Annotated in this window: 16 protein-coding genes; 8 read left to right on the top strand and 8 right to left on the bottom strand. The window is 55.5% G+C overall.

The window, feature by feature from the left end; all coding sequences use genetic code 11:
• The first annotated feature begins 30 nt into the window (after nt 1–30).
• The 3 genes from VHE34_RS23050 to VHE34_RS23040 all read left to right on the top strand — a co-directional run bounded on the left by VHE34_RS23050 (nt 31) and on the right by VHE34_RS23040 (nt 3,075).
• Entirely contained in the window at nt 31–1,002 is a 972-nt protein-coding gene (locus tag VHE34_RS23050; RefSeq protein ID WP_325592314.1) for a type IX secretion system membrane protein PorP/SprF, read from the top strand.
• Between the two features lie 10 nt (nt 1,003–1,012).
• On the top strand, nt 1,013–2,698 hold the full coding sequence (locus tag VHE34_RS23045; protein WP_325592312.1) for an OmpA family protein: 1,686 nt from the start codon (nt 1,013–1,015) through the stop codon (nt 2,696–2,698).
• 143 nt (nt 2,699–2,841) lie between these two features.
• Nucleotides 2,842–3,075 (top strand): hypothetical protein, encoded by a 234-nt coding sequence (locus VHE34_RS23040; RefSeq protein WP_325592309.1) that lies wholly within the window; start codon nt 2,842–2,844, stop codon nt 3,073–3,075.
• Nucleotides 3,076–3,099: 24 nt separating this feature from the next.
• Here the strand turns inward: VHE34_RS23040 and VHE34_RS23035 are convergent, their stop codons facing one another.
• The 4 genes from VHE34_RS23035 to VHE34_RS23020 form a co-directional block, all read right to left on the bottom strand.
• Nucleotides 3,100–3,801, bottom strand: coding sequence for a LytTR family DNA-binding domain-containing protein (locus VHE34_RS23035; protein WP_325592307.1), 702 nt, complete (start codon nt 3,799–3,801; stop codon nt 3,100–3,102).
• 11 nt (nt 3,802–3,812) lie between these two features.
• Nucleotides 3,813–5,423, bottom strand: a complete 1,611-nt coding sequence (locus tag VHE34_RS23030; RefSeq protein WP_325592305.1) for a sensor histidine kinase — start codon at nt 5,421–5,423, stop codon at nt 3,813–3,815.
• An 82-nt stretch (nt 5,424–5,505) separates the two neighbouring features.
• Nucleotides 5,506–7,182 carry a tetratricopeptide repeat protein gene (locus VHE34_RS23025; RefSeq protein WP_325592303.1) on the bottom strand — a complete coding sequence of 559 codons (1,677 nt, stop codon included), beginning with the start codon at nt 7,180–7,182 and terminating at the stop codon, nt 5,506–5,508.
• A gap of 44 nt (nt 7,183–7,226) precedes the next feature.
• Nucleotides 7,227–8,135, bottom strand: coding sequence for a universal stress protein (locus VHE34_RS23020; protein WP_325592301.1), 909 nt, complete (start codon nt 8,133–8,135; stop codon nt 7,227–7,229).
• A 206-nt stretch (nt 8,136–8,341) separates the two neighbouring features.
• Between VHE34_RS23020 and VHE34_RS23015 the strand changes: the two genes are divergently transcribed.
• The 3 genes from VHE34_RS23015 to VHE34_RS23005 all read left to right on the top strand — a co-directional run bounded on the left by VHE34_RS23015 (nt 8,342) and on the right by VHE34_RS23005 (nt 11,459).
• A complete protein-coding gene (locus VHE34_RS23015; protein WP_325592299.1) occupies nt 8,342–9,037 on the top strand; it encodes a response regulator transcription factor in 696 nt (231 codons plus the stop codon).
• Between the two features lies 1 nt (nt 9,038).
• Nucleotides 9,039–10,430, top strand: a complete 1,392-nt coding sequence (locus VHE34_RS23010) for a HAMP domain-containing sensor histidine kinase (RefSeq protein WP_325592294.1) — start codon at nt 9,039–9,041, stop codon at nt 10,428–10,430.
• Between the two features lie 165 nt (nt 10,431–10,595).
• A complete protein-coding gene (locus VHE34_RS23005; RefSeq protein ID WP_325592293.1) occupies nt 10,596–11,459 on the top strand; it encodes an OmpA/MotB family protein in 864 nt (287 codons plus the stop codon).
• An 81-nt stretch (nt 11,460–11,540) separates the two neighbouring features.
• Here the strand turns inward: VHE34_RS23005 and VHE34_RS23000 are convergent, their stop codons facing one another.
• Complete coding sequence (locus tag VHE34_RS23000; protein WP_325592291.1) at nt 11,541–13,958, bottom strand: ABC transporter permease; 2,418 nt, start codon at nt 13,956–13,958, stop codon at nt 11,541–11,543.
• A 36-nt stretch (nt 13,959–13,994) separates the two neighbouring features.
• Here VHE34_RS23000 and VHE34_RS22995 point away from each other — a divergent pair, with 36 nt between their 5' ends.
• Nucleotides 13,995–14,249, top strand: coding sequence for a hypothetical protein (locus VHE34_RS22995; protein ID WP_325592289.1), 255 nt, complete (start codon nt 13,995–13,997; stop codon nt 14,247–14,249).
• On the opposite strand, the gene VHE34_RS22990 is transcribed toward VHE34_RS22995, so the two are convergent.
• The 3 genes from VHE34_RS22990 to VHE34_RS22980 all read right to left on the bottom strand — a co-directional run bounded on the left by VHE34_RS22990 (nt 14,224) and on the right by VHE34_RS22980 (nt 18,716).
• Complete coding sequence (locus tag VHE34_RS22990; protein ID WP_325592287.1) at nt 14,224–15,420, bottom strand: hypothetical protein; 1,197 nt, start codon at nt 15,418–15,420, stop codon at nt 14,224–14,226. The genes VHE34_RS22995 and VHE34_RS22990 overlap by 26 nt on opposite strands.
• Nucleotides 15,421–15,754: 334 nt before the next feature.
• On the bottom strand, nt 15,755–17,092 hold the full coding sequence (locus VHE34_RS22985) for a TldD/PmbA family protein (RefSeq protein WP_325592286.1): 1,338 nt from the start codon (nt 17,090–17,092) through the stop codon (nt 15,755–15,757).
• A 1-nt stretch (nt 17,093) separates the two neighbouring features.
• Entirely contained in the window at nt 17,094–18,716 is a 1,623-nt protein-coding gene (locus tag VHE34_RS22980) for a TldD/PmbA family protein (protein WP_325592284.1), read from the bottom strand.
• Between the two features lie 45 nt (nt 18,717–18,761).
• Between VHE34_RS22980 and VHE34_RS22975 the strand changes: the two genes are divergently transcribed.
• Nucleotides 18,762–20,960, top strand: a complete 2,199-nt coding sequence (locus VHE34_RS22975; RefSeq protein ID WP_325592282.1) for a S9 family peptidase — start codon at nt 18,762–18,764, stop codon at nt 20,958–20,960.
• Nucleotide 20,961: the final 1 nt, after the last annotated feature.

Below are 20,961 nucleotides of genomic sequence, written 5' to 3'. Positions count from 1 at the left end.
GAAAACTAACTAAACCCAAACCCAGATGATATGAGGCATACGATAACCATATTGATCCTTCTCTCGCTCACGGGCATCGCCCATGGACAGGAGATCAATTTCTCGCGGGTCCAGGACATGACCATCTGGTACAATCAATCCCTCAAAACGGAAAAACAAAATACCATCAACCTCAACTACCGCAGCGTCCAGTATGGCGGACAGATAGCTTACAACAGCGTTGCGGCGATGTTCTCGATGCCTTTGCTCTCGAAAGATGGAAGGAACAAGCCCAACTCCGGTTATTTCAGTCTCAGCGCCGGTGCGGCTTCCGACAAGACCAACGACGGTATCCTGAACAACACCCTTGGGATGATGGGCATCTCCTATGCCATCCCCATCGGCCGTCATGAGACCTACCTGGCTGCGGGCTTCCAGGCGGAATATTACCAGAGCCAGCTCAATGTGGCCGGCATCAGCGGCGCCTTCGGCGACCAGTTCGACTCGTATGGTCCCATCGAAGGGGCGCCCAGCGCCGACCGGCTCGCCAACGGCTGGTCCTACGGGCACTTCAATCTCAACGCCGGGGTGTCCGTGTTCAGCAACGGCCGAACCGACAAATGGTATGTCGGCGGATCGGTCATGCAGGTGAACCAACCCTATGCCTATAAAGTGAAATCCGACTCCACCCGCCTGAAACCCGTTATCGGCATACAGGGCGGCTATAGGTTCACAACAAAGGAAGAGGATGAAGTAGGGTTCTATCTATCCATGAACTGGGAAGGCCCGGCTTATCGTCACTACTACAACCTGATCTATACCAAGGCCATTCCCGGAGTCGCGGGTGGCGCCGCCGTCGGTTTGGGCCTGGGCTACCGGTATAATGACGCCCTCGTGCCCAACCTCGAATTACGCTATCAGAAATTAACACTTGGAATTCTATACGATGTAAACATCTCCACCATCAGCGCAGCCGGTATCGACCGGAACGGCGTAGAGCTCGCGCTGAAGATGGACTTTTAAAAAATATCCCATGAAGAAGGTAATGATTGGTTTGATCGGTTGCTCTTTACTGGCCCTGACGACAGTCCGGGCAACCTGGACAGATCCCGCCCGGGGGACGCGGCCCGTCGCCGGCCGGTTCGCAACGGACACCGCCGGGAAAACCGGGGATCACTCGGTCATTGCACGGGATACCGTTCCTCCGACCACTCCGGATACCTCGTTCCGTTATCGCGGCGATAGCTCGGGTTCGGTCAAAGTAACCGATACCGTTATCTCTTTGGCCGACGATGTGCCGGCAAAAAAAGATACGACTACGAATCCGCCGAAGGCGGATGCGCCAAAGAACGATCCACCGAAGGCGGATCCGGTAAAAACAGAGACGATCTCCCTGGATAATACGAGCACAAGACCCGATTCTTCAGCTGCGCAGACCGCACAGGCGACACAAACTCCGCCTGCGCCCGCGGCCAAGGCATCCGGCGACACCACCGCCGAAGACAGGGCCGAAGAACAAAAGCGTGAACTGGACCGTCGCTGGTTCATCGCCCCGGGCACAAAATTCCAGTTCCAGGATTTCGCCCTGCTCGAGAAGAACCGTAAGGGCTATCTCAGCGACGCCAACACCCTGCCGTTCTTCCAGCGGGGAAACGCCTCCTTTGCCGCCTCGGCCTATAAGAACCTGACGCAACGCCTTTCCATCAGCGCCGACATCGGCCTGAGCTTCGGCCATGCGACCAACAACGACGTGCTGATCAGCCAGACACCCAAGAAGACGTACAACCTGCTCAACGCAGCCCTTTATTATCATCTCATCGGCCCGACCTATCGCCTGCAACCCTACCTCACCGTCGGGTTCAACGATATCATCAACGACAAGTCCTATCCGTCAGTGCCCTTGGGCATCGGCGCGAAATTCAATGCCCGTAAGATCATGGTCCTCGGGCAGGTGACCTATGGCCAGAGTATCTCCAAGTCCGTCGCCAGCACTACGATGTACTCTGTCGGCATCTATATCCCGATCAAGAGCAAGAAGCAAAAACAGCTCGACACCGACGACGATTCGAAGAATAAGAAGGACGAAGCCAAAAAGAAGGACACCGTCAGCAAAGGAGGTACCGGCAACGTCACCAACAACATCTATATCACCATCAATATGGACTCCGTCCTGAAGGCAAAAGGCCTCCTGGACGACAACGGCAATCCTTTCACTGCCGGCGGCGGCAGAAGGGGCAACGGGGACGACGACGGTGACGACGCAGCCGGCCGCAACCGGCGCAAGAAGAAGGCGTTCCGCTCCATGGGCCTCGACGACTTCAACGATGACGATTATAAGATCGATTCCCTCGATGGTAAACCGGTGATCCGTTTCGTGGTCTACTTCGAGTTCAACGAGTACGGTCTCAACTCGAAGGCCTTCGGCAGCATCGACAAGGTCATCCACCATCTCCGCTCCAGCAATGACGACTTCAGCGTGGAGATCAAGGGATATACCGATTCGGTGGGGACCGATCAGTACAACAATTTCCTCTCCCGCAAGCGCGCCAAAATGGTGCTGGACTATATGAACAGCCGCGGCGTCCCCGCGAATCTCATGCAGGCAAAGGCTTACGGCAGTGACAACCCGGTTGCCGATAACAGCGACCCCAACCAGGCCTGGCTCAACCGCCGCGCGGAGATCATTGTCCACAAAAAAGAAGGACTAGCCGCGCAGTAACAACCGCGGCGCCGGGACCAACGGGCAATTGCCGGGGCCGCCACCTGTTAAGGAACTATTAAAATTTAAAAAATCAGGCAATAATGTCCCAATTCGGGAGTTATTTTATATATTCGTAAAGGACCCTAAAAATCCATACTTTCATGTTAAACCTGTACGCAAATTCGCTCTGGAACCATCTTCCATCGACCATCAAGATCCGGCTCATCGATGAATCCGGCAACCGTGTCGATCCCTATCAGATCAATGAAGTCGATTATCTCTCCCGATTTATCAATAAATGCGTGGTAAATAAGGTGTTGCAAAGAATGATGGCCTCCAACCAAAAGGGCGTCGTCGAAGTCTACAACGATAAGGTCGTCGTAAAAGAGAATTAGCGCCGGCCGGGCCGCTCAGCCCGGTCATTGTCCCGTTATCTTCCCGATCTCCCTTGCGTAGCCTGCGCCGATAGGCAGCTCGCGACCCGCGACCCAAAGGGTCTCGCGTTCGATCCTTTCTACCTTTCCGCTGGCTACCAGGTAGCTGCGGTGTATCCGCACAAAGGCCGGCGGCGGCAACAATGCCTCTGCCTCGGACATGGTCAGCCTGGACAACACCTTCTCCTCCCGTAATACAAATTGCATGTAATTTCCCGTGCTCTGCAGGTACAGGATATCGTCCAGCCGAACCCTCACCTGCCCATAGCCGCTTTTTATGAACAGCTGTTCGGCCACGGCCGGCATCGCGGGGCCGGAGCTCTTCCGCTTCAGTTCGTGCAGCTCGTAGGCCTTGTTGCAGGCCTTCAGGAACCGGCTTTGGCTGAAGGGCTTCAGGAGGTAGTCGATCGCGTCCAGCTCGAAGCTTTGCACCGCATGTTCGCTGTAAGCCGTCGTAAAGATCACCATCGGGGGATGGGGGATGCTTCGCAGCAGCTCGATGCCCGAGATATCCGGCATCTTGATATCCAGGAAGAGCAGATCGATCTTCTCCTGCTGCAGCCGTTTCAGGGCCTCGTAGGCATTGGTGTAAACCCCTACCAGGTCCAGGAAGCCTACCTTTCCCGCCAATGCCTTCACGACATCCAGCGCGATCGGTTCGTCATCGATGGCGATTGCTCTGAGCATGGACTTATTTTTTATGGTTCGATCATCAATTGTACGAAAAATTCCCGTTCGTCCTGGTTGACGAAGAAGACGTGTTTGCCGGGATACAGGAGTTTCAGCCGGTGCAGGACATTCTTCAGGCCGACACCCGATCGTTCCTTCTCCGGGTCGTTGCCTTGCCGGGCGTGAACGCTGTTCCGGATCTCGAACAACATCTTCTTCCCGTCGGAATTGAGCCGGATATTTACCCAGGAAGGTTCCCGCAGCGAGATCCCATGTTTGAAGGCATTCTCTACGAAGGGGATCAGCAGCATGGGTGCGATCATGGCGTCGGGCAGCGCATCGTCGATGGCCGTTTCTATCCGGATCTGCGGTGAGGGGTCCGTCCGCAGCCGCTGCAGTGCGATGTAGTTCTTCAGGTATTCCACTTCTTTGCTCATGGGGATCCGATCCTGTATATTCTCGTGTAACATAAAGCGCATCATATCCCCGAGCTGCTGGATGCCGCCGGCGGTCCGCATGGCGCCCTCCTGCAGGGCCGTTCCATACAGGGTATTGAGCACATTGAAGAGGAAATGGGGGTTGATCTGGCTGCGCAGGAACTGGAGGTCGGCCTCCGACTGCCCCAGCGCCTCCTGCAGGCCCCGCAGCTGAAGGATCTTGTCCTTGCGGCTCTTGAACAGCAGCCAGGTCAGGGGAGTGACGACGAAGAGCTGCCCGAGCCATAGCATCAAGATGACGGGCACGATCTCCTTTGCTTCGGGTACCGAGAATAACGGCGCCGGGAGGCTACAGGCAAGCGTCGACACGAGCAACCGACGCCTGACCTGCCAACGAAAGAAACGGCCGTCGCCCACGACGGGGAACACCCAATAGATATTGGCGATGCCCGCCAGTGCAATCGAGGGGATGATCCCAAAAAAAGTGAAGTAAAATCCCGGCTCATCGCCGATGATCCGGAAGGAATACAGCACGCAGCCCAGGATAAGCCAGACCAGGGTATAGGTGCTCACCTGGTTCAGCAGCGCGATGCGGAACGCATTCCGATGGACGTCCGCGACGAGCCTCCGGATGATCCACTCCCGCAGGAATCCGTACCCTATATAGGAAACGACCAGCAGCGCGGCATTCTGCCAGCCGAGGCCCAGCACGCGGTTGGCCGCGCTCCTCCAGTCCCAGCCGATATAGTCGTACTGCCGTTCGTAATAGATCACAACGCCCCAAATGGCGCCAAGCAGCAGGATCAGCAGGATCGCGTGGAGAAGCCCCCAGATAAGGCGTTTCAGCGTTTCTCCTGCCGTCCCATCGATATCGATCCGCCCGCGAAGGGAGAACGCGACCCGGAATCGTCCCGGTTCGGCCGCCTCCGCCTGCACCAACCGCGGAAGGATGTAAAAATTCATCCAGAACCAGGCAAGGAAAACGGCAAGGTACAGCCCGGTCTCCGGCAGGAGGTGGTTGACGAAGAAATCGAAATAGAGGTGCTGCTCGTTAAAAGCCCAACCCCACCGCTCCCGCAGGTAGTCCCCGGTGTGTTCAAAGATGCTCCACCAGGTACCGGCGATGCCCAATACGCAGTAGACGGTTACCAGGATCAGTTCGTGCTCTCTCCATCGGGTTGGGTTATGTTTGCGAAGTTCCATCTCGTTTTTTCAACAAGATTAACCCAAATCCGCCCCGGCGCCGGTCAAATGTGATAAAGCTGCCGGAAAATGTGATGGATCGCTATTTGTCGGCCTTAGCGGATTCTCCCTTTGATCCTTCGCTCTTTGCCGATGCCCCGCGGGCCGCCGCCTTTTCCATATTTTTCCTGAGGATCGTGATATACCGCGCCGCATCTGCATTCCCCGGGTCCAGCGTCAGCAGCCGGCCGAAATAATCGATCGACCCTGCGTAGTCCTTTTCGGTATTCGCCTTATAGGCCGCAATATATCCATAGGCCTCGATCAGGTGCTTCCGGTTCGTTTTATTGGTCGTATCCTTTGAATCGATCTCGATCAGCTTCGTATAGTGCGGGATCGCCATCCCCGACGCCATGGCCGTATCTATCGCCGCGTCACACCGCGCCCGCCAGTAATACCCGAAATCCTGATCCGGATACTTTGTTTCATAAAGACCGAACACGCTGTCGGCGGGCGTATACTCTTTGGCCATGTAGTGGGCGAGGCCCCAGTTGAAGAGGTCCAGGTTGGTGGCCTTGCTGTTGCCGCAATAGTACCGGCCCAGCCAGAGAGCCTGGTTGGAATAGTCCTTCTGCTGCTTGTAGAGTGCTGCCAGCTTCCGGGCATACTCGATGCGTGCGGCGCTGTCCTTTTCGAGGTTTCCGGCCTTGACAAAATAGGCGGCCGCGCTGTCGGCCTTCCCAAGTGAAGCATAGATCTCGCCCATGGTGCTATAGTCTTTTACGACAAATCCCGTGTCGTGCTGAACCTGGAAATATTGGGTCATAAAGTCCAGCGCCTTCAGGCTGTCATGCTGTTCCTTATAAGAGTAGGCGATGAGCTTGTAGAGCCTTGGCTCGGTAACTTTTCCCTGCTGTGAGATCAGTTGTTGCGCATGTTCGATCGCCTCGGGGTATTTCCGGGAGGAGTAGAGGAGATCGGTCACGAGGTAGTCGTTGTTGATGCTGGGATCGGTGGCCGCGATATAGTGATCGAGGTACTCCTTGGCCTTGTTCACATCCCGGAAGTAATAGTGATAGTAGAGTTCGTACCAGGCGGGGCCATACAGGGGATCGGCCGCGACGGCGTCATTGAAATACTTCAGATACATCTCCGGGTTGTTCTGGGTGACGAAGATCTTGCCGGTGCGATACAGGGCTTCCGCGTTCTTTGGGTCCTGGGCCAGGGCATCCTGGTAGGCCTTATAGGAGTTCGTGCCATCCATGAGCCGGCGATAGATATTCCCCAGCTCGACATAAAGATCGGCGTCGTGTTTGTCCCGCTTGATCGCCTTGTTCAGCACTTCGATCGCAAAGGGGTAGTTGGCGTCCGTGGAATCGGCCGTTTCCTGCGCCCGTGCGACGGCGAGCAATACCGGCACGTCTTTTTCCTTCGTCATCTGCAAGGCCTTTTGAAAATAGGCCGTCGCGCTGTCCTTGTGGTGTTGCATTAAAAGCAACTGTCCATAGGCGCAGATGCCCAGCGGTTGTTGCCGGACGTCGTATGGCATCCTGGAGAGAGTGTCTTGAAGGGCGGGAATGTTTTTCTGATGGATATACACCTGCGTCAGCAGCAGCCAACCTTCCGAATTGATCGGGTTGGCTTCCAGGAAGGAATGAAGTTGATGGGCGGCCCCGTCGTAGCGATCATAGTACAGCAGTTTCCGCGCCTCGGCCAGCGACTGGGCCTTGGAGCCACCCATCATGAAAAATGTTACCGCAAACAATAGAATTTTGTTCATTCTCGATCAATTTTAAATTTTTCAGTTTAAGGGCTGAACACGGTTCAGCCGGCCGAAGGCCCGACATTAGCAGATATCGGCGCGGGGCTATTTTTCTTTATAGCCCCTTCGTGCCGATATGGTTCAATATCTAATACCTGTATCTTGGAATCCTTCTTCAGCAGGTCGCTGATATGCCGGTAGCCCACGAGTCCCGAGACGCCGCTTTCCGTCTCCGGGTTGACGACGATCATATCCGCCATGATCAGCTCGGCACAGTTCAGTGCAGCCTTTCCCGCGCTTTGTTTTCCGGTCGCTGAATATTCGATCGGGTGATGCAGATGCTCGCGGAGCTGGTGGTAGGCCTTCAGGAATACCTGGGGCAAAGCCCAGTCCTTGTGTTCCTGCCGGTCCTGGATGGCCAGCAGGTGTACCTGGGCCCGGTAACGTTTGGCCAGCATCACAGCCCATTCCAGTTTCCGTTCGGGCAGGAAATTGCGGATCGGGATCAGGATTACGCGGGTCTTGCTTTCGGCCGAACCCGGTTTCACCGTCAGTACCGGGCAATTGCTTTTCCTGGCGATGACATCGGGAGAGACACCCCTCCACTGGAACCAACGTTTGGGCGGCTTGCTCTTCCCGATGACGACCAGATCGGGTCGCAGCAGTCCCGCGCATTCGATGATCGTCCGTTGGACGGACCGCCCGGGCAGGGCATGGGTCTTTATCCGCAAGCCGGGGTACTGGTCGGCGATCAGGGTCCCGAGGCGGTCAAGCGCCACGCACACCTCACTTCCCCGCCCCTTGTTGCCGTTCGGGTCGCTGCCGATGTTCCTGGCGCCGGGCCGGACGACATGCAACAGGTGCAGCTCGGCCCCCTCCCTGCCCGCCAGCTCGGCCGCTTTCTTCACGGCGATATCCGTGTTCTGTGAGAAATCCACGGGGATAAGGAACGAATTAAAAGCAATGGCCATGTCGGGAGTTTGACCGAAAATATTCCTCAAACATTAACATACCCTTAGAGCGGCATTAGAATTGGATTAGAGTAATTGGCACTCCATTCAAATACGTAATTTCGTCTTATTGAGCGAGGCTGACCACGGGTCAGCCGGCCGAAGGCCCATCATAAGACGTTAAGCTTTGGAGGGCTATATTCCGCCGACGCCCGACAAAGCGTACTATGGAAGACAGAAGAATACTTATCGTCGAAGACGAACGAAAGATCGCCGACACCCTCAAAATGGGATTGACCGAGAATGGCTTCGAGGTCGATGTGGCCTACGACGGCAAGATCGGCCACCAGCTGATCCTGTCCCGCCCCTTCGACCTGGTCATTCTCGATATCAATCTACCGGGTATGAATGGATACGAGCTTTGTAAGACCATCCGTCACAACAATCAAAAGACCCTTGTCATCATGCTCACCTCCATGAGCTCCCTCGATGACAAGATCGAAGGCTATGATGCGGGGGCCGACGACTATCTTGTAAAGCCCTTCGAGTTCCGCGAGCTTCTGCTCAAGATCCGGGCCCTGCTCAAGCGCACGCCCGGCCAGGCCGAGCCGGTGGGCAATTTCCTGCGCGCCGCGGACCTCGAAATGAACCTCGACAATAAGGAAGTGCATCGCGCCGGCAGGCGTATAAAGCTTACTGCAAAGGAATTCCAGCTGTTGGAGTACCTCATGCGGAACAAGAATCGCGTCGTTTCCCGCGCCGACCTGGCCATCAATGTATGGGACGTCGACTTCAATACCAATACCAATGTCATCGACGTATATATAAGTTATGTCCGCAACAAGGTGGACAAGGACTTTGAGCACAAGCTCATCCAGACCCATGTAGGCATGGGCTATATCCTGAAATCCCAACCCAGCTGAGATGGCGGTGCGCACCCGCATAACGCTCCTTTTCACCCTCCTCGTGGTGGCCATCCTCACCCTCGTGTGCGCCTCGGTGTATTATTTCTCGTATACCAATCGTATAAAGGATATCCAGACCCGGCTGGTCAACCGCGCCATCACCACCGGCAGGCTGTTGAGCCAGCGCGGCGTCTTCGACGAAGCCCTCATCCGGAAGATCGACGCCTCCACGTCCATGGCCATGCAGGATAAGGTCATCGAAGCCTATGACAGGTCCAACCGGCTCATCTATTGGTACAGCGATAACCTGGCCGATACCCTCCGCACCGACGGCAACGTGCTGGCCAGGGCCCGGAAAAGTAACGACCGCATTTACTTCACCCAGCAACGCAAGGACGCCATCGCGATCAACTTCAGCGATGACAATGCCTCCTTCATCATCGTCGCCGCGGCTTATGACGAGGCCGGCAATGAAAAACTTCGCCATCTCCGTCTCGTGCTCTCCCTCAGCTTCGTCGGCGGGATCCTCATTTCGGTCATCGGCGGCTATCTCTTTTCCATAAGCCTGCTCCACCCGATAAAACGCATTGCCGACGAGGTCAACGATATCTCGGCACGCAACCTTACCCGCCGCATCCGGCCGGCGAGGGCGGATGCAAAAGACGAGTGGTATTATCTTTCCGATACGCTGAACCAGCTGCTCAACCGGCTGCAGGAAAGCTTCGAGATACAGGGCCGGTTCATCGCCAACGCGTCTCACGAGCTGTCGACCCCGCTGACTTCCATCTCCAGCCAGTTGGAAGTGGCTCTTCAGCGGGTCCGCACGGTGGAAGAATACCGGAAGGTCATCCAGTCCGTTTACCAGGACGCCCGCCAGCTCAGCAAGCTCACCCAGACCCTGCTGGAGTTTGCCCGGGCGTCGGGGACGGCAGGCGGCCTCGAGATCGACCTGCTGCGCATCGACGAGGTCCTGCTGCGGCTTCCCGCCGAGATCAAGAAGGCCAGTCCCTTATACACGGTCACGCTGGATTTCGACCGGCTGCCGGAAGCCGAGGAGGCGCTGTTGGTCTTTGGGAATGAGGACCTCCTGTTCACCGCCATCCGGAACATCGTCTCCAATGCCTGCAAATACTCCGACGACCATCACGCCGTCGTCCGGCTGGTCGTCAACGGTACCGAGATACTTATTGCCGTAGAGGACAAGGGGCGGGGGATAGGGGAGGAGGAATGGGAGAAGATCTTCCAGCCTTTCTATCGCAGCGACGATGGTGTTGCGGTCCCCGGTTTCGGCCTCGGTCTTTCCCTGGCCCGCCGTATCCTCCTGCTCCATAAAGGCTTCATCGGCGTTCGCTCGGTCCTTGGCGAAGGTTCGGTCTTCACTATTACCCTCCCGTCTGCGGCCAAACTATAACTTCGCCCACCCAACGCCAACCTCCCCGGGCCGGCCTGGCCAAACTCCGGCCTCGCCCACATCCCAGGCCCCCCGGCAAAACTCTAATCAAATTCTAATCTCCCTTTAAGCCCGTTATAATATCCGCGTCTAACCTTGTCGGATAATTCAATCAATCAAATAATCATGCGTATCAAGCACCTGGCACTGGTGGGAGCCGTCCCGCTAATGCTTTTCTCCTGCGTCAGTAGCAAAAAGTTCAAAGGTCTCCAGTCAAAATACGATAGTCTCAACAACGCCTATGGCGCCTTGCAGAACGATCTGAAGAACTGCAACGGCAAGACGGCCACGCTCACGCGCGACAAGTCCGATTGCGACGCAAAGGTCGCCGCTCTGCAAAAGCAGATCGATTTTCTGAAGGCCAACAACACCCAGGCCCTCAAACAGCTCGAAGATATGTCGGTCATCAGCAGTTCTCAGGCCGAGAGCATTCGCAAGTCGCTGGATAACCTCGGGGCAAAGGATGCGTATATCCAGAGCCTGCAGGCCGCCATGGCGCATAAGGATTCCCTTAATATGGCCCTCGTCCAGAACCTCAAGGGGGCCATCGGCAACCTCAATGATCAGGACATCAATATTAAAGTGGATAAGGGCGTGGTTTACGTCGACATCTCCGACAAGCTGCTTTTTGCCACCGGCAAATACAATGTGTCGGCCCGCGCCGAGGAGGTATTGGGTAAGGTGGCCCAGGTGTTGAAGGCCCAGCCCGATATCGAATTCATGGTGGAAGGCCACACCGATAATGTTCCGTTCCGCCGCGGCGATCTCCTGGACAACTGGGACCTCAGCGTCAAACGGGCCACTGCCGTCATCCGCATCCTTCAAAACAAATATGGCCTGCAACCGGCCCATATGGCCGCCGCCGGCCGCGGTGAATACGTTCCCGTCGCATCCAACGACACCAAGGAAGGCCGCGCTCTCAACCGTCGCACCCGTATCGTGATCCTGCCGCAGCTCGACCAGTTCTTCAAACTGCTCGAACACAAATAATGTTCAGGTTGTCTGTCATCAGTTGGTTTTAGCCTTTCCGTGCTCTGGAGCCCTGCTTTTAGCGGGGCTTTTTTATACTACTTACTCGTTTCGCAGCGATCTCACAGGATTGGCCATCGCCGCCCGCACGGCCTGCGAACTCACCGTCACCATCGCGATCAGCATGGCCACCGCACCCGCCAGCGCGAACATCCATCCCCTTATCGGGGTCCGGTAAGCAAAGGCATCCAGCCAGCTGCTCATGGCCCACCAGGCAATCGGCGTCGCGATCACAATAGCGATCCCGACAAGGATAAAAAAGTCCTTCGACAGCAAGCTGGCAAGATCGAGCACACTCGCTCCGAGCACCTTCCGGACGCCGATCTCTTTGATCCGTTGTTCGGCGCTAAAGGCGGCCAGCCCGAAAAGCCCAAGACTCGAGATGACGATCGCCATGAGGGTAAAGGAATCGATGATCTTCGAAAGCGTGATCTCCGCCGCATACTGCTTCTGCGCCTCCTCGTCCGAAAAGGCGTATTCAAAAGGAACGCCCGGAACATCCGTATGCCAGATCGCCCCGATCGCCGCCAGCAGGGCTGGAAAATTCGCGCTCCTCGCACTGATGAACACTTCTGTCCCCGGCCGCGGACTATACTGGATCACCAGGGGCTTCACCTCTTCATGCAGCGAGCTGAAATTATAATCCCTGATAACCCCGGCAATCTCATAGCTCACGTCCTGTCCGTTGAATTGTGAATGCAGGATTACCCCCTCGGACTTCTCGGGCCGCATGCCCAATTTTTTGGCCATCGACTCGTTGATGAGTATGCGCCCCGAGTCATTGGCCCTGAGATCGCGCCCACCGGCCATTCGGATCCCCGCCGTCCGGACAAAATTCTCATCCGCCGAGATCAGGCTCGCATCGGGCGCAGTAGTTATATTCCCACCGGCGAGAAAAAAATGGTTATCATATAACACCGGCTGCCCGGGATAATTATTGGCCCTGCACACCGACTTTACGCCGGCGAGCCCGCGCAGGTGATTTACAAACGCAGGGATATTCTCCACAGCGTCGTTGGTGTAAAAACTAAACGCGATCTTTTGTTCCTTGTCATACCCCAGGTCTTTGTTCTTCATATAGTTCAACTGGCTGAAAATAACGATGATCCCGGCGATCAAAACGATCGACAGCACGAATTGGAACACGACAAGCCCCCGGCGGATACCCGTGGCTGAGATGTGATTGGTAAAGTTTCCCTTGATCACCCTGATCGCCTGGAAGGCGGAAAGGTAGAAGGCCGGGTAGCTGCCTGCCACAAGCCCGGTGAAACCCACCAGGGCGCCCAAAAGCAGTAGGATGCTGCTATCCAACAACATCCCCAGGGCGATGTCCGCCCCGGTAATGGAATTAAAGAACGGCAACAGCAGCGCCAGCGCGGGAACGGCGATGACAACTCCAAGCAGCGAAAGAAGAAAGGATTCCCCGAGGAATTGTCTGACCAGGTCCTTTCTCTGCGCACCGATCACCTTTCTCACCCCTACTTCCTTTGCCCTTTTTGCGGCCCGCGCCGTGGATAGATTCATGAAATTGATACACGCGATCACCTGGATCATCGCCGCGATCAGGACGAGGATGGAAAGAAATTTCGGACTCACCGGCCGGCTCAGTTCGACGCCCCGAAACCCGGGCGTCGTATGAATATCGCCGATCGGCTGCAGGTGCAGCTCTTTTTTCATCCCGACCTCCTTCAACTGCTTCTGTCCATATTTGTCGAGAAAGGCCGGCAATTTCTTTTCCAATTCGGCGACATTCGTATTGGGCCGCAGCTTTACATAGGAAATAACGAAATTATTGCCCGCCCAGGAATTATTGTGACTGATGAACTCCCCATAGCCGCCGCTGTTCATCGACATAAAGAAATCCGCATGGATATGCGATTTGCCGGACCTTTCGTCGACGACCCCGCCAACCGTAAAATCGTGCTTCCCGAATGCATTGTCCATTTGGATCACCTTGCCAAGCGGGTCCTCCATACCAAAAAGCTTGTCCGCAATCCCTTTCATCAGGACGACTGAATAAGGCGCCGCCAATGCGGTCCTGGGGTCTCCATGATCAAAGTGAAGATCGAACAGGGTAAAAAAGTCAGGATCGGCATAGACGCCATCTTTCTCATAGAAAGACTTGTTCCGATACTGCAAGATATGATGATCGATCCCCACCGCGGGAACCACCCGCGCGTAGTCTGCCACCTCCGCAAAATCCTTCTTCATTGCCGGCGCGACGGGACCGGTCACCGTCGCCCAGTTGCCCTTATCCTCCTGTACCGTCCAGATAGTCGTAAGCCGGTACAGGTCCTTTGCATCGGCAAAATACTTGTCATAACTATACTGGTCCTGTACATACAGGATGATATAGAGGCTGCAAAGCATTCCCGCCGCCAACCCAAAGATGTTGATGAAGCCGTAGGTCTTGCTCTTGGTCAGGTTACGCCAGGCAAGTTTAAGGTAGTTATTCAGCATATCTCCCGACCCCTAAAAGAGTGCCACTTGTACAATATGTTTAATATCAACAAGTTAATTGGTGTTCCAGCCGCTTGCCCGTTCGGATTTGATACAGCCACCGTCCGGTCGTACCTTTTATCCACGATCTTCAAAACCGTCGTTCCCATCCTCTACCCGCAAGACGTGGCAGCCAGCATCGCGTATTATACCGACGTGCCTGGATTCCAAAATCAATGGACCGTCGGCGACCCGCCGGACTTCGGCAGCGTGGCCGAGCGGCTCCCTAATTCACCAGGTACATCCGCGTAGCGCTGTTGATATAATCGTTCGGATCAAAGGCCGCGTCAAAGGTGTCATTCAGCGCATTCAGCTTCACGTCCAGCGCCTGTACCTTCAACCCGATCTCCGGATCGTTATGGTATTTAAAGGTCAGCTCCTTATACTTCGCGAGGATGCCGCGGATGTCGAAGGTCAGATCGCCGAACCGCAGCTTCAGCGATTGGACGTCCATCAATTCGTAATAGATCGGCTGCTTCCAGTTCTTTGGATCGTTGGCTTTGCGATCGGTGACGAGTGTCGAAGCGTCTTTGCGGAGGGCAGTGAGGAACTGGTATCGCTTTTCCGCATCCGTCTCCCGGTTGAAGTCGGAGTTATAGGAACCCCTCGGCACCCGCAGCAGCGAGAGATTTTGGTTCAGGATGGTATCGTAATGGATCTGCAGTTTTTCCAGTTCCTTCTGCACGATCTCCCACTGCTGTTCGACCAGGTCCTTGTCATAGTTGAACTGGCTGAGCTTGGCCGTCAGCAGCAGCATCTTCTGGCTCTGTTCCCGCAGCTCCTTTTTCTTGCTGCCGAGGCTGCTGATGTAGGAGTTGATGCCGAGGAACAGCGCCTGCGAGACGGGACCGGCGATGGGCGTGGCGCTGGTGATATTTCCCGTGGCCTGCACAAAGTCGTTCAGCACGGCCAGGGAGGCCTCGTGCTCCTTTTCCTTCTGGATATACTCGTAGAAATGCTTGTACCATTCCTGGTAGCCCGGATAATTCATCGGGTTGGCGGTCTCGTTCAGCGTCGAGAAGAAGCTCTTGGACGCATTGAACAACACCAACGGCTTGATCTCCTTGTCCATCGATACAAGATTGATGATGGCCGACTGGTAATTGGCCTGGTAGACATACAGCTCGTTCTCTTCGATGGCCTGCTGCCGCTTTTCCAGGGCCTGCACGCGCAGCAGCAGCTTGTCCGCCTTGTCCCGGGCATCCCGCGAGGCAGCGATCTCCTGGTCGAGGCTATCGACCTTGTGGTCGAGTTTAGCCAGGGTTTGGTCGATGTTTTTGGTCTTTTTATCCAGGTTGTCCTGGATGTCGCCGAGGACCTTGTCGCGGATATTCTTATTGGAGGAAAGGGTGGTGTCCGGCGTCTGCCCGTAGACGGTACAGACGATGATCGCAGCGGGTAGGAGGGAAAGGATTTTTTTCAACTGATTTGAATTTTTCGGAATCCAAGTTAATAGGGAATACCCGAAAAATGGCGTTAGAAAGCGATTAGAATCGTAAATCTACGATAAAAATCGAGGGACTTTGCGCTTTTTTAACAACTCATTCTGATCTACTTTTGACCTATCCAATACCAATGAACGCCGACCGTTAAGATCCAAAGAAAAACCAAACATCCAATTTCTCTTGAAAGGCCCTCGACTAATCCTTGAGGGTTTTTTCGTTGGATGGACCCGGAGGGGCCATCGCGGCGCGATAGCGACGCCATCCTTAGCCCTACGGAAGCCATCGAAGATGGCGGATGCGGAGCAACAAGCTTCAAATAGCATCCGATAATGAAGTAAACGTAAAATCGCGAATCCTCATCGGCGGCACCAAGGCCGTCGCCCCGCCCTCGCCACTCACCGTCCTCACCGGTTTGCCCATCGCCTCCAAATTATTCAGCATGATGATCGGACTCTCATTGAACCGGAAATTCTTCACCGGGTACTTGATCTGGCCGTTCTCGATATAAAAGGTGCCGTCGCGGGTGAGGCCCGTATACAATAGAGTCTGCGGATCGACCGCGCGGATGTACCACAACCGGGTCACCAGGATACCCTTCTCCGTCGTCTTGATCAGCTCGTCCAGGGAAGCGCTGCCGCCCGTCACGATAAAGCCGTCGGGGAACGGCATGGGCGGGACGCCCTTTTTCTGTGCCCAATAACGCGAATACATGAGGTTCTTCACGACCCCTTTCTCGATCCATGAGACCTTCCCCTGCGGAAGTCCCTCGCCGTTGTAATTATAGGTCGGCAACTGCTCGTTCCAGGGGTCCGAATAGATATTCACCTGTTCGTCGACCAATTTCTCTCCCAGTCTCGTCTTGCCGCCGGGCAGGCTGAGGAAGCTCCGGCCTTCATCGGCACTCCGGGCGTCCAGTGCGCCATATAGATTTTCCAGCAGCACGATGCCTGCTGCGGGTTCGAGCACGACGGTATATTTACCCGGCTCCAGCGCCCGCGCGCCGGTGCTATGGGCGGCCTTCCATGCCGCGGCCTTGGAAGCTGCGACTACATCCAGATAGCCGATGTCGTTAAACCCTCCCGCGGCATATCCGCTGCCGTTGCCGTCATTGGTCCGCATGGTGATGGAGAAATCGACATTGGTCCCCGTGCCATAGGCGAACAACCCTTTCGAATTCATCAGCGCCGAAAAGCCTGCGTAGTTTTCCAGGAATCCTGCTGCCGTAACGCCGGCATCCCCGGCGATGGCCAGGCTTTGCTCTACGAGGCTCGCCCGTTGCCGGGTCGAGATCGCGGCCGTGGCCGGGCTATAGGTCTTTGCCGCCGGCGCATAGGTCTGCGGCCCGAGCACCGGCATATACTCGGGATTCTCCGGCGCCAGCTGAGCCAGCGCCTCTGCCCGCCGCACCGCCTTCTCCAGCGACGCGTCGTCATATTCGTTGATCGTAGTGATCCCTTGTTTCTTCCCGAAGCTGGAGGCGATCGTGAGCTGTGTGCTGCTGGTGGCCCCGCTGGTGGAAACGGAATTGCGGGCGTAGCGGATATTGCCGCCATCCCCACCGCTGACCGACACCTGGCATTCGCCGGCCTTCGAGAAGTTCAGCACTTTGCTCAGCAAGGCCTTTGCCTCGTCCTGTGTAAATAATGGCATATCAGATGTTTCTTGCTGTATTGATGACGTTGATCCCATTGAACCGGGTTGTGGCCGCCCCATGCGACACGGCGCTTACCTGCTCGGGCTGTCCTTTGCCGTCAAAGAACGACCCTCCCAGCCGATAATCCCTTTGGTCACAGATGGCCGTACAGGAATTCCAGAACTCCTGCGTATTCGCCTGGTAGGCTGCATCCTTTAGCATACCCGCGATCTTCCCGTTCCGGATCTCGTAGAATAATTGACCGCTGAACTGGAAATTATACCGCTGCTGATCGATGCTGTAACTGCTGTCGCCGACGATATAGATACCCTTCTCGACGTTGCTGATGATCTCTTCAGGAGTAAGGGGCGTCCTGCCCGGTCGAAGGGACACATTCGGCATTCGCTGGAACTGGACGTCGCGCCAGCTTTGCGAATAGCAGCATCCCTGCGATTCGTTCAAACCGATGATGCGCGCCTGGTCGCGGGTGGCCTGGTAATTCACGAGTATTCCGTTGCGGATCAGGTCCCATTCCTTTGTCTTCACGCCTTCATCGTCATAACCCACTGCCCCCAGCGATCCCGTCTGTGTCTTGTCGGCCACGATGTTCACCAGCGGGCTTCCATAATTGAACTTCTTCGATTCCCATTTATCCAGCGTCAGAAAGCTCGTCCCGGCAAAATTCGCTTCGTAGCCCAGAACCCGGTCCAGCTCCGTGGGGTGACCACAGGACTCATGGATGGTCAGCCAGAGGTTGCTGGGATCGAGGACCAGGTCATACTTACCCGCTTCCACCGATCTCGCACTGTGTTTGGCTGCCGCCTGTTCCGCCGCCAGCTGCGCATCCTCGATCATGTCATATCGGTCACGGTATAAGGTGGTAACTCCGCTGATCTTCTCCGCGGCGGAAGGGACCAGGTACTCATAACCCATGCCCCGCGGAGCACTCAGCGCGTCCCGGGTCTCGAACTTGCCCGTCTTATCGTTGGTTTTGGTCACGGTAAAGGTGGGCCAGATACGATGGATATCCTGGTCGATGTACGATCCATCCGTCGAGGCGAAATATTTTTGTTCGTTGACCAGGAACAACGAAGAGTCGACCCAGCTGGCGCCTCCTTTCATCGCCGCCGCATTTACGGCCAGCAGCAGTTCGGCCTTTTCCCCGATGGGTATCTCAAATCCATTTTTCTCGATCGGCGTCTTCCAGCTTACCTCTCCGTATCCTTTTTGCGGCGCCAGCTGCACCGGCTCTTTTAGCAACCGCGCGTTCTCCCGGGCGATGGATACGGCCAGGGCGGCGGCTTGCGCAATGCCGTCCTTATCCATCTTGTCGGTGGCCGCAAATCCCCAGTTGCCACCCGCGATCACGCGGATGCCGATGCCGTAGGACTCCGTGTCCACGGTGTTCAGCACCTTGTCTTCCCGCGTAACGATGAACTGGTTGCGGTACCGGCCGATCCGGACATCGGCATAACTGGCCCCTTTGGATCGTGCCGCGTTCAGCGCGATATCCGCCAATTGCTTTTTCAATGCCGGGTCCAATAACACATCCGGCAATGGCGAACCCAGCACCGGCATCCCGCTCAGCAACGCGCCACCGATTCCCATCCCCGACAGATAGAGAAAGTCTTTTCTTTTCATATCCTAATATAGAATTTTATAATTTAGCCCCCTAATAAAATAGCAATGATCAAGAAGCTCGTGCTGTCAACAATTGTCTCATTCTACCTACTTACCCTGAATGCGCAACAAGAGTATAAATCGCTGCCCGAAGCCCTGCAGGCCGGCTTCCTCCTTCGCGGCCAGTCCGGTCCTGCCAGTGTCAACTGGATCGACAACGGCAACCGCTATTCTTTCATTGCCGGCAGCGAGATACATATTATGGATCCTAAAACGTTAACGGAGTCCACCGTATTTGACAACAAAGACCTCCATCTCCCCGGATCGACCGCTCCCTTCAGCTATGAGTCCTTCCAATGGTCGAAGGATTCGAAGCACCTCGTATTCCGGACCAACTTCCGCCACATCTATCGCAACTCAGGGGTATCGGATTATTATATCTATGACGTCGCCAGCCGCCAGTTGAAGCAAGCGGCAAAGGACGCACGCTCCGCGGAACTGTCTCCCGACGGGGGTAGGGTTGGGATGGAACGCAACGGCAACCTCTATGTGTATGACTTTGCCACTGCCACGGAGAAGGCCCTTACCACGGATAGTACCAGCGAGGCCGGCATCTTCAATGGCCATTATGATTGGGTGTATGAGGAGGAATTCGGTCAGGGCCAGGCCTGGAACTGGTCAAAGGACAGCCGCTATATCGCCTTCTGGCAGTTCGACGAGTCGAAGGTTCCCGTATTTCAGATGACCAACTTCGAGGGCTTCCATCCTCCCCAGGAGAAGATCAGCATTCCTCTGCCCGGCGATGCCAACCCCACGGTCCGCATCGGCGTCGTCGACGTGGCGTCGGGCAAGAAGGTTTGGCTTACCCCGGATGAAACGGGCGATTTTTATATCCCCCGCATCTATTGGACCAGCGACCCGGATGTGCTGGCGCTGATGACCCTCAACCGCAGTCAGAACCACATGAAGCTGTATTTCTTCAATGTAAGGACAGGCGAACACCGGGTGGTCCTCGAAGAGAAGAACAACACCTGGGTCTCCATCTTCGACTTCTATACGGATGTCAACGATATGGTCTATTTCCCGGAAAAAACGAAGGATTTTTTCTGGGTGTCCGACCGGTCCGGGTACTATCATATCTATCGCTACGGCTACGATGGCAAGCTGATCGACGCGGTAACAAAGGGCAATTGGGACCTGATAAAGGTTACCGGGATCAACCCCGATACGAAGACCATTTATTATCTCTCGGCGGAGGCCTCGCCGCTTGAGCAGCAGTTATACAGTATCCGATACGATGGCACGGGCAAGAAAAAGCTGACCGAAGCGGCGGGGCATCACACGATCAATATGTCCACCAATACAAGCTGGTATCTCGACGAATACAGCAACACGACCACACCCACGCAGGTGGCGCTCTGTAACAACCAGGGGAAAGCGCTCAGGAAGCTGGAGGACAACCATGGCGTCAGCGAGTTCATAAAGACCCATGCCTATTCGCCGCAGCGGCTGTTTCAGTTCAAGACGAGTGATGGCGTCACGCTCGATGGGAGCATGATAAGGCCGTTTCATTTCGATTCGACGAAGCGATATCCCGTATACCTCAACGTGTATGGCGGACCGGAATCGCATGATGTTTTCAATAGCTTCGCCACCAGCGGTTTCCATCAGTGGCTTGCGCAGAATGGGTATATCGTGGTGGACATCAACAATCGCGGCAACGCCGATTATGGCAGCGCCTTTATGAAGATCGTTTACAAACAGCTGGGGAAATGGGAGAGCAATGATTTTGCGGAGGCCGCCCGATATCTCTCGACATTGCCGTATGTCGATCCCGGGAACATGGCGATTGGCGGCACCAGCTATGGCGGATTTAGTACGACCTATACGTTGCTGACCCATCCCGGGGTCTTCAAGGCCGGCATCGCCAATTCGCCCGTCACCGACTGGCGGTTATACGACGACATTTACACTGAACGGTATATGGGAACCCTCGGCGACAACGCCGAAGGGTACAAGAACAGCAGCGATATGACCCATGTGGGGAAATTGCAGGATCACCTGTTGATCATCCATTCGATGCTTGACGACAACGTGCATCCCGCGCAGACCATGGAGTTGCTGACGGCCCTCACCAACGCCGGAAAGGATGTCGATCTCCGTATCTATCCTCCCGGCGCTCATGGTGCGGCTTATAATTGGCCAAGTTATCTGCTGATCTCTAAGGTAACCTTTGAATACCTGGAGCGGTACCTCAAGCATTAGC

It is taken from the genome of Puia sp. (genome assembly GCF_035546395.1).
Taxonomy (GTDB): domain Bacteria; phylum Bacteroidota; class Bacteroidia; order Chitinophagales; family Chitinophagaceae; genus Puia.
Note: the sequence above shows the minus strand (reverse complement) of the source record. Positions and strands in the feature narration are given on the sequence as shown.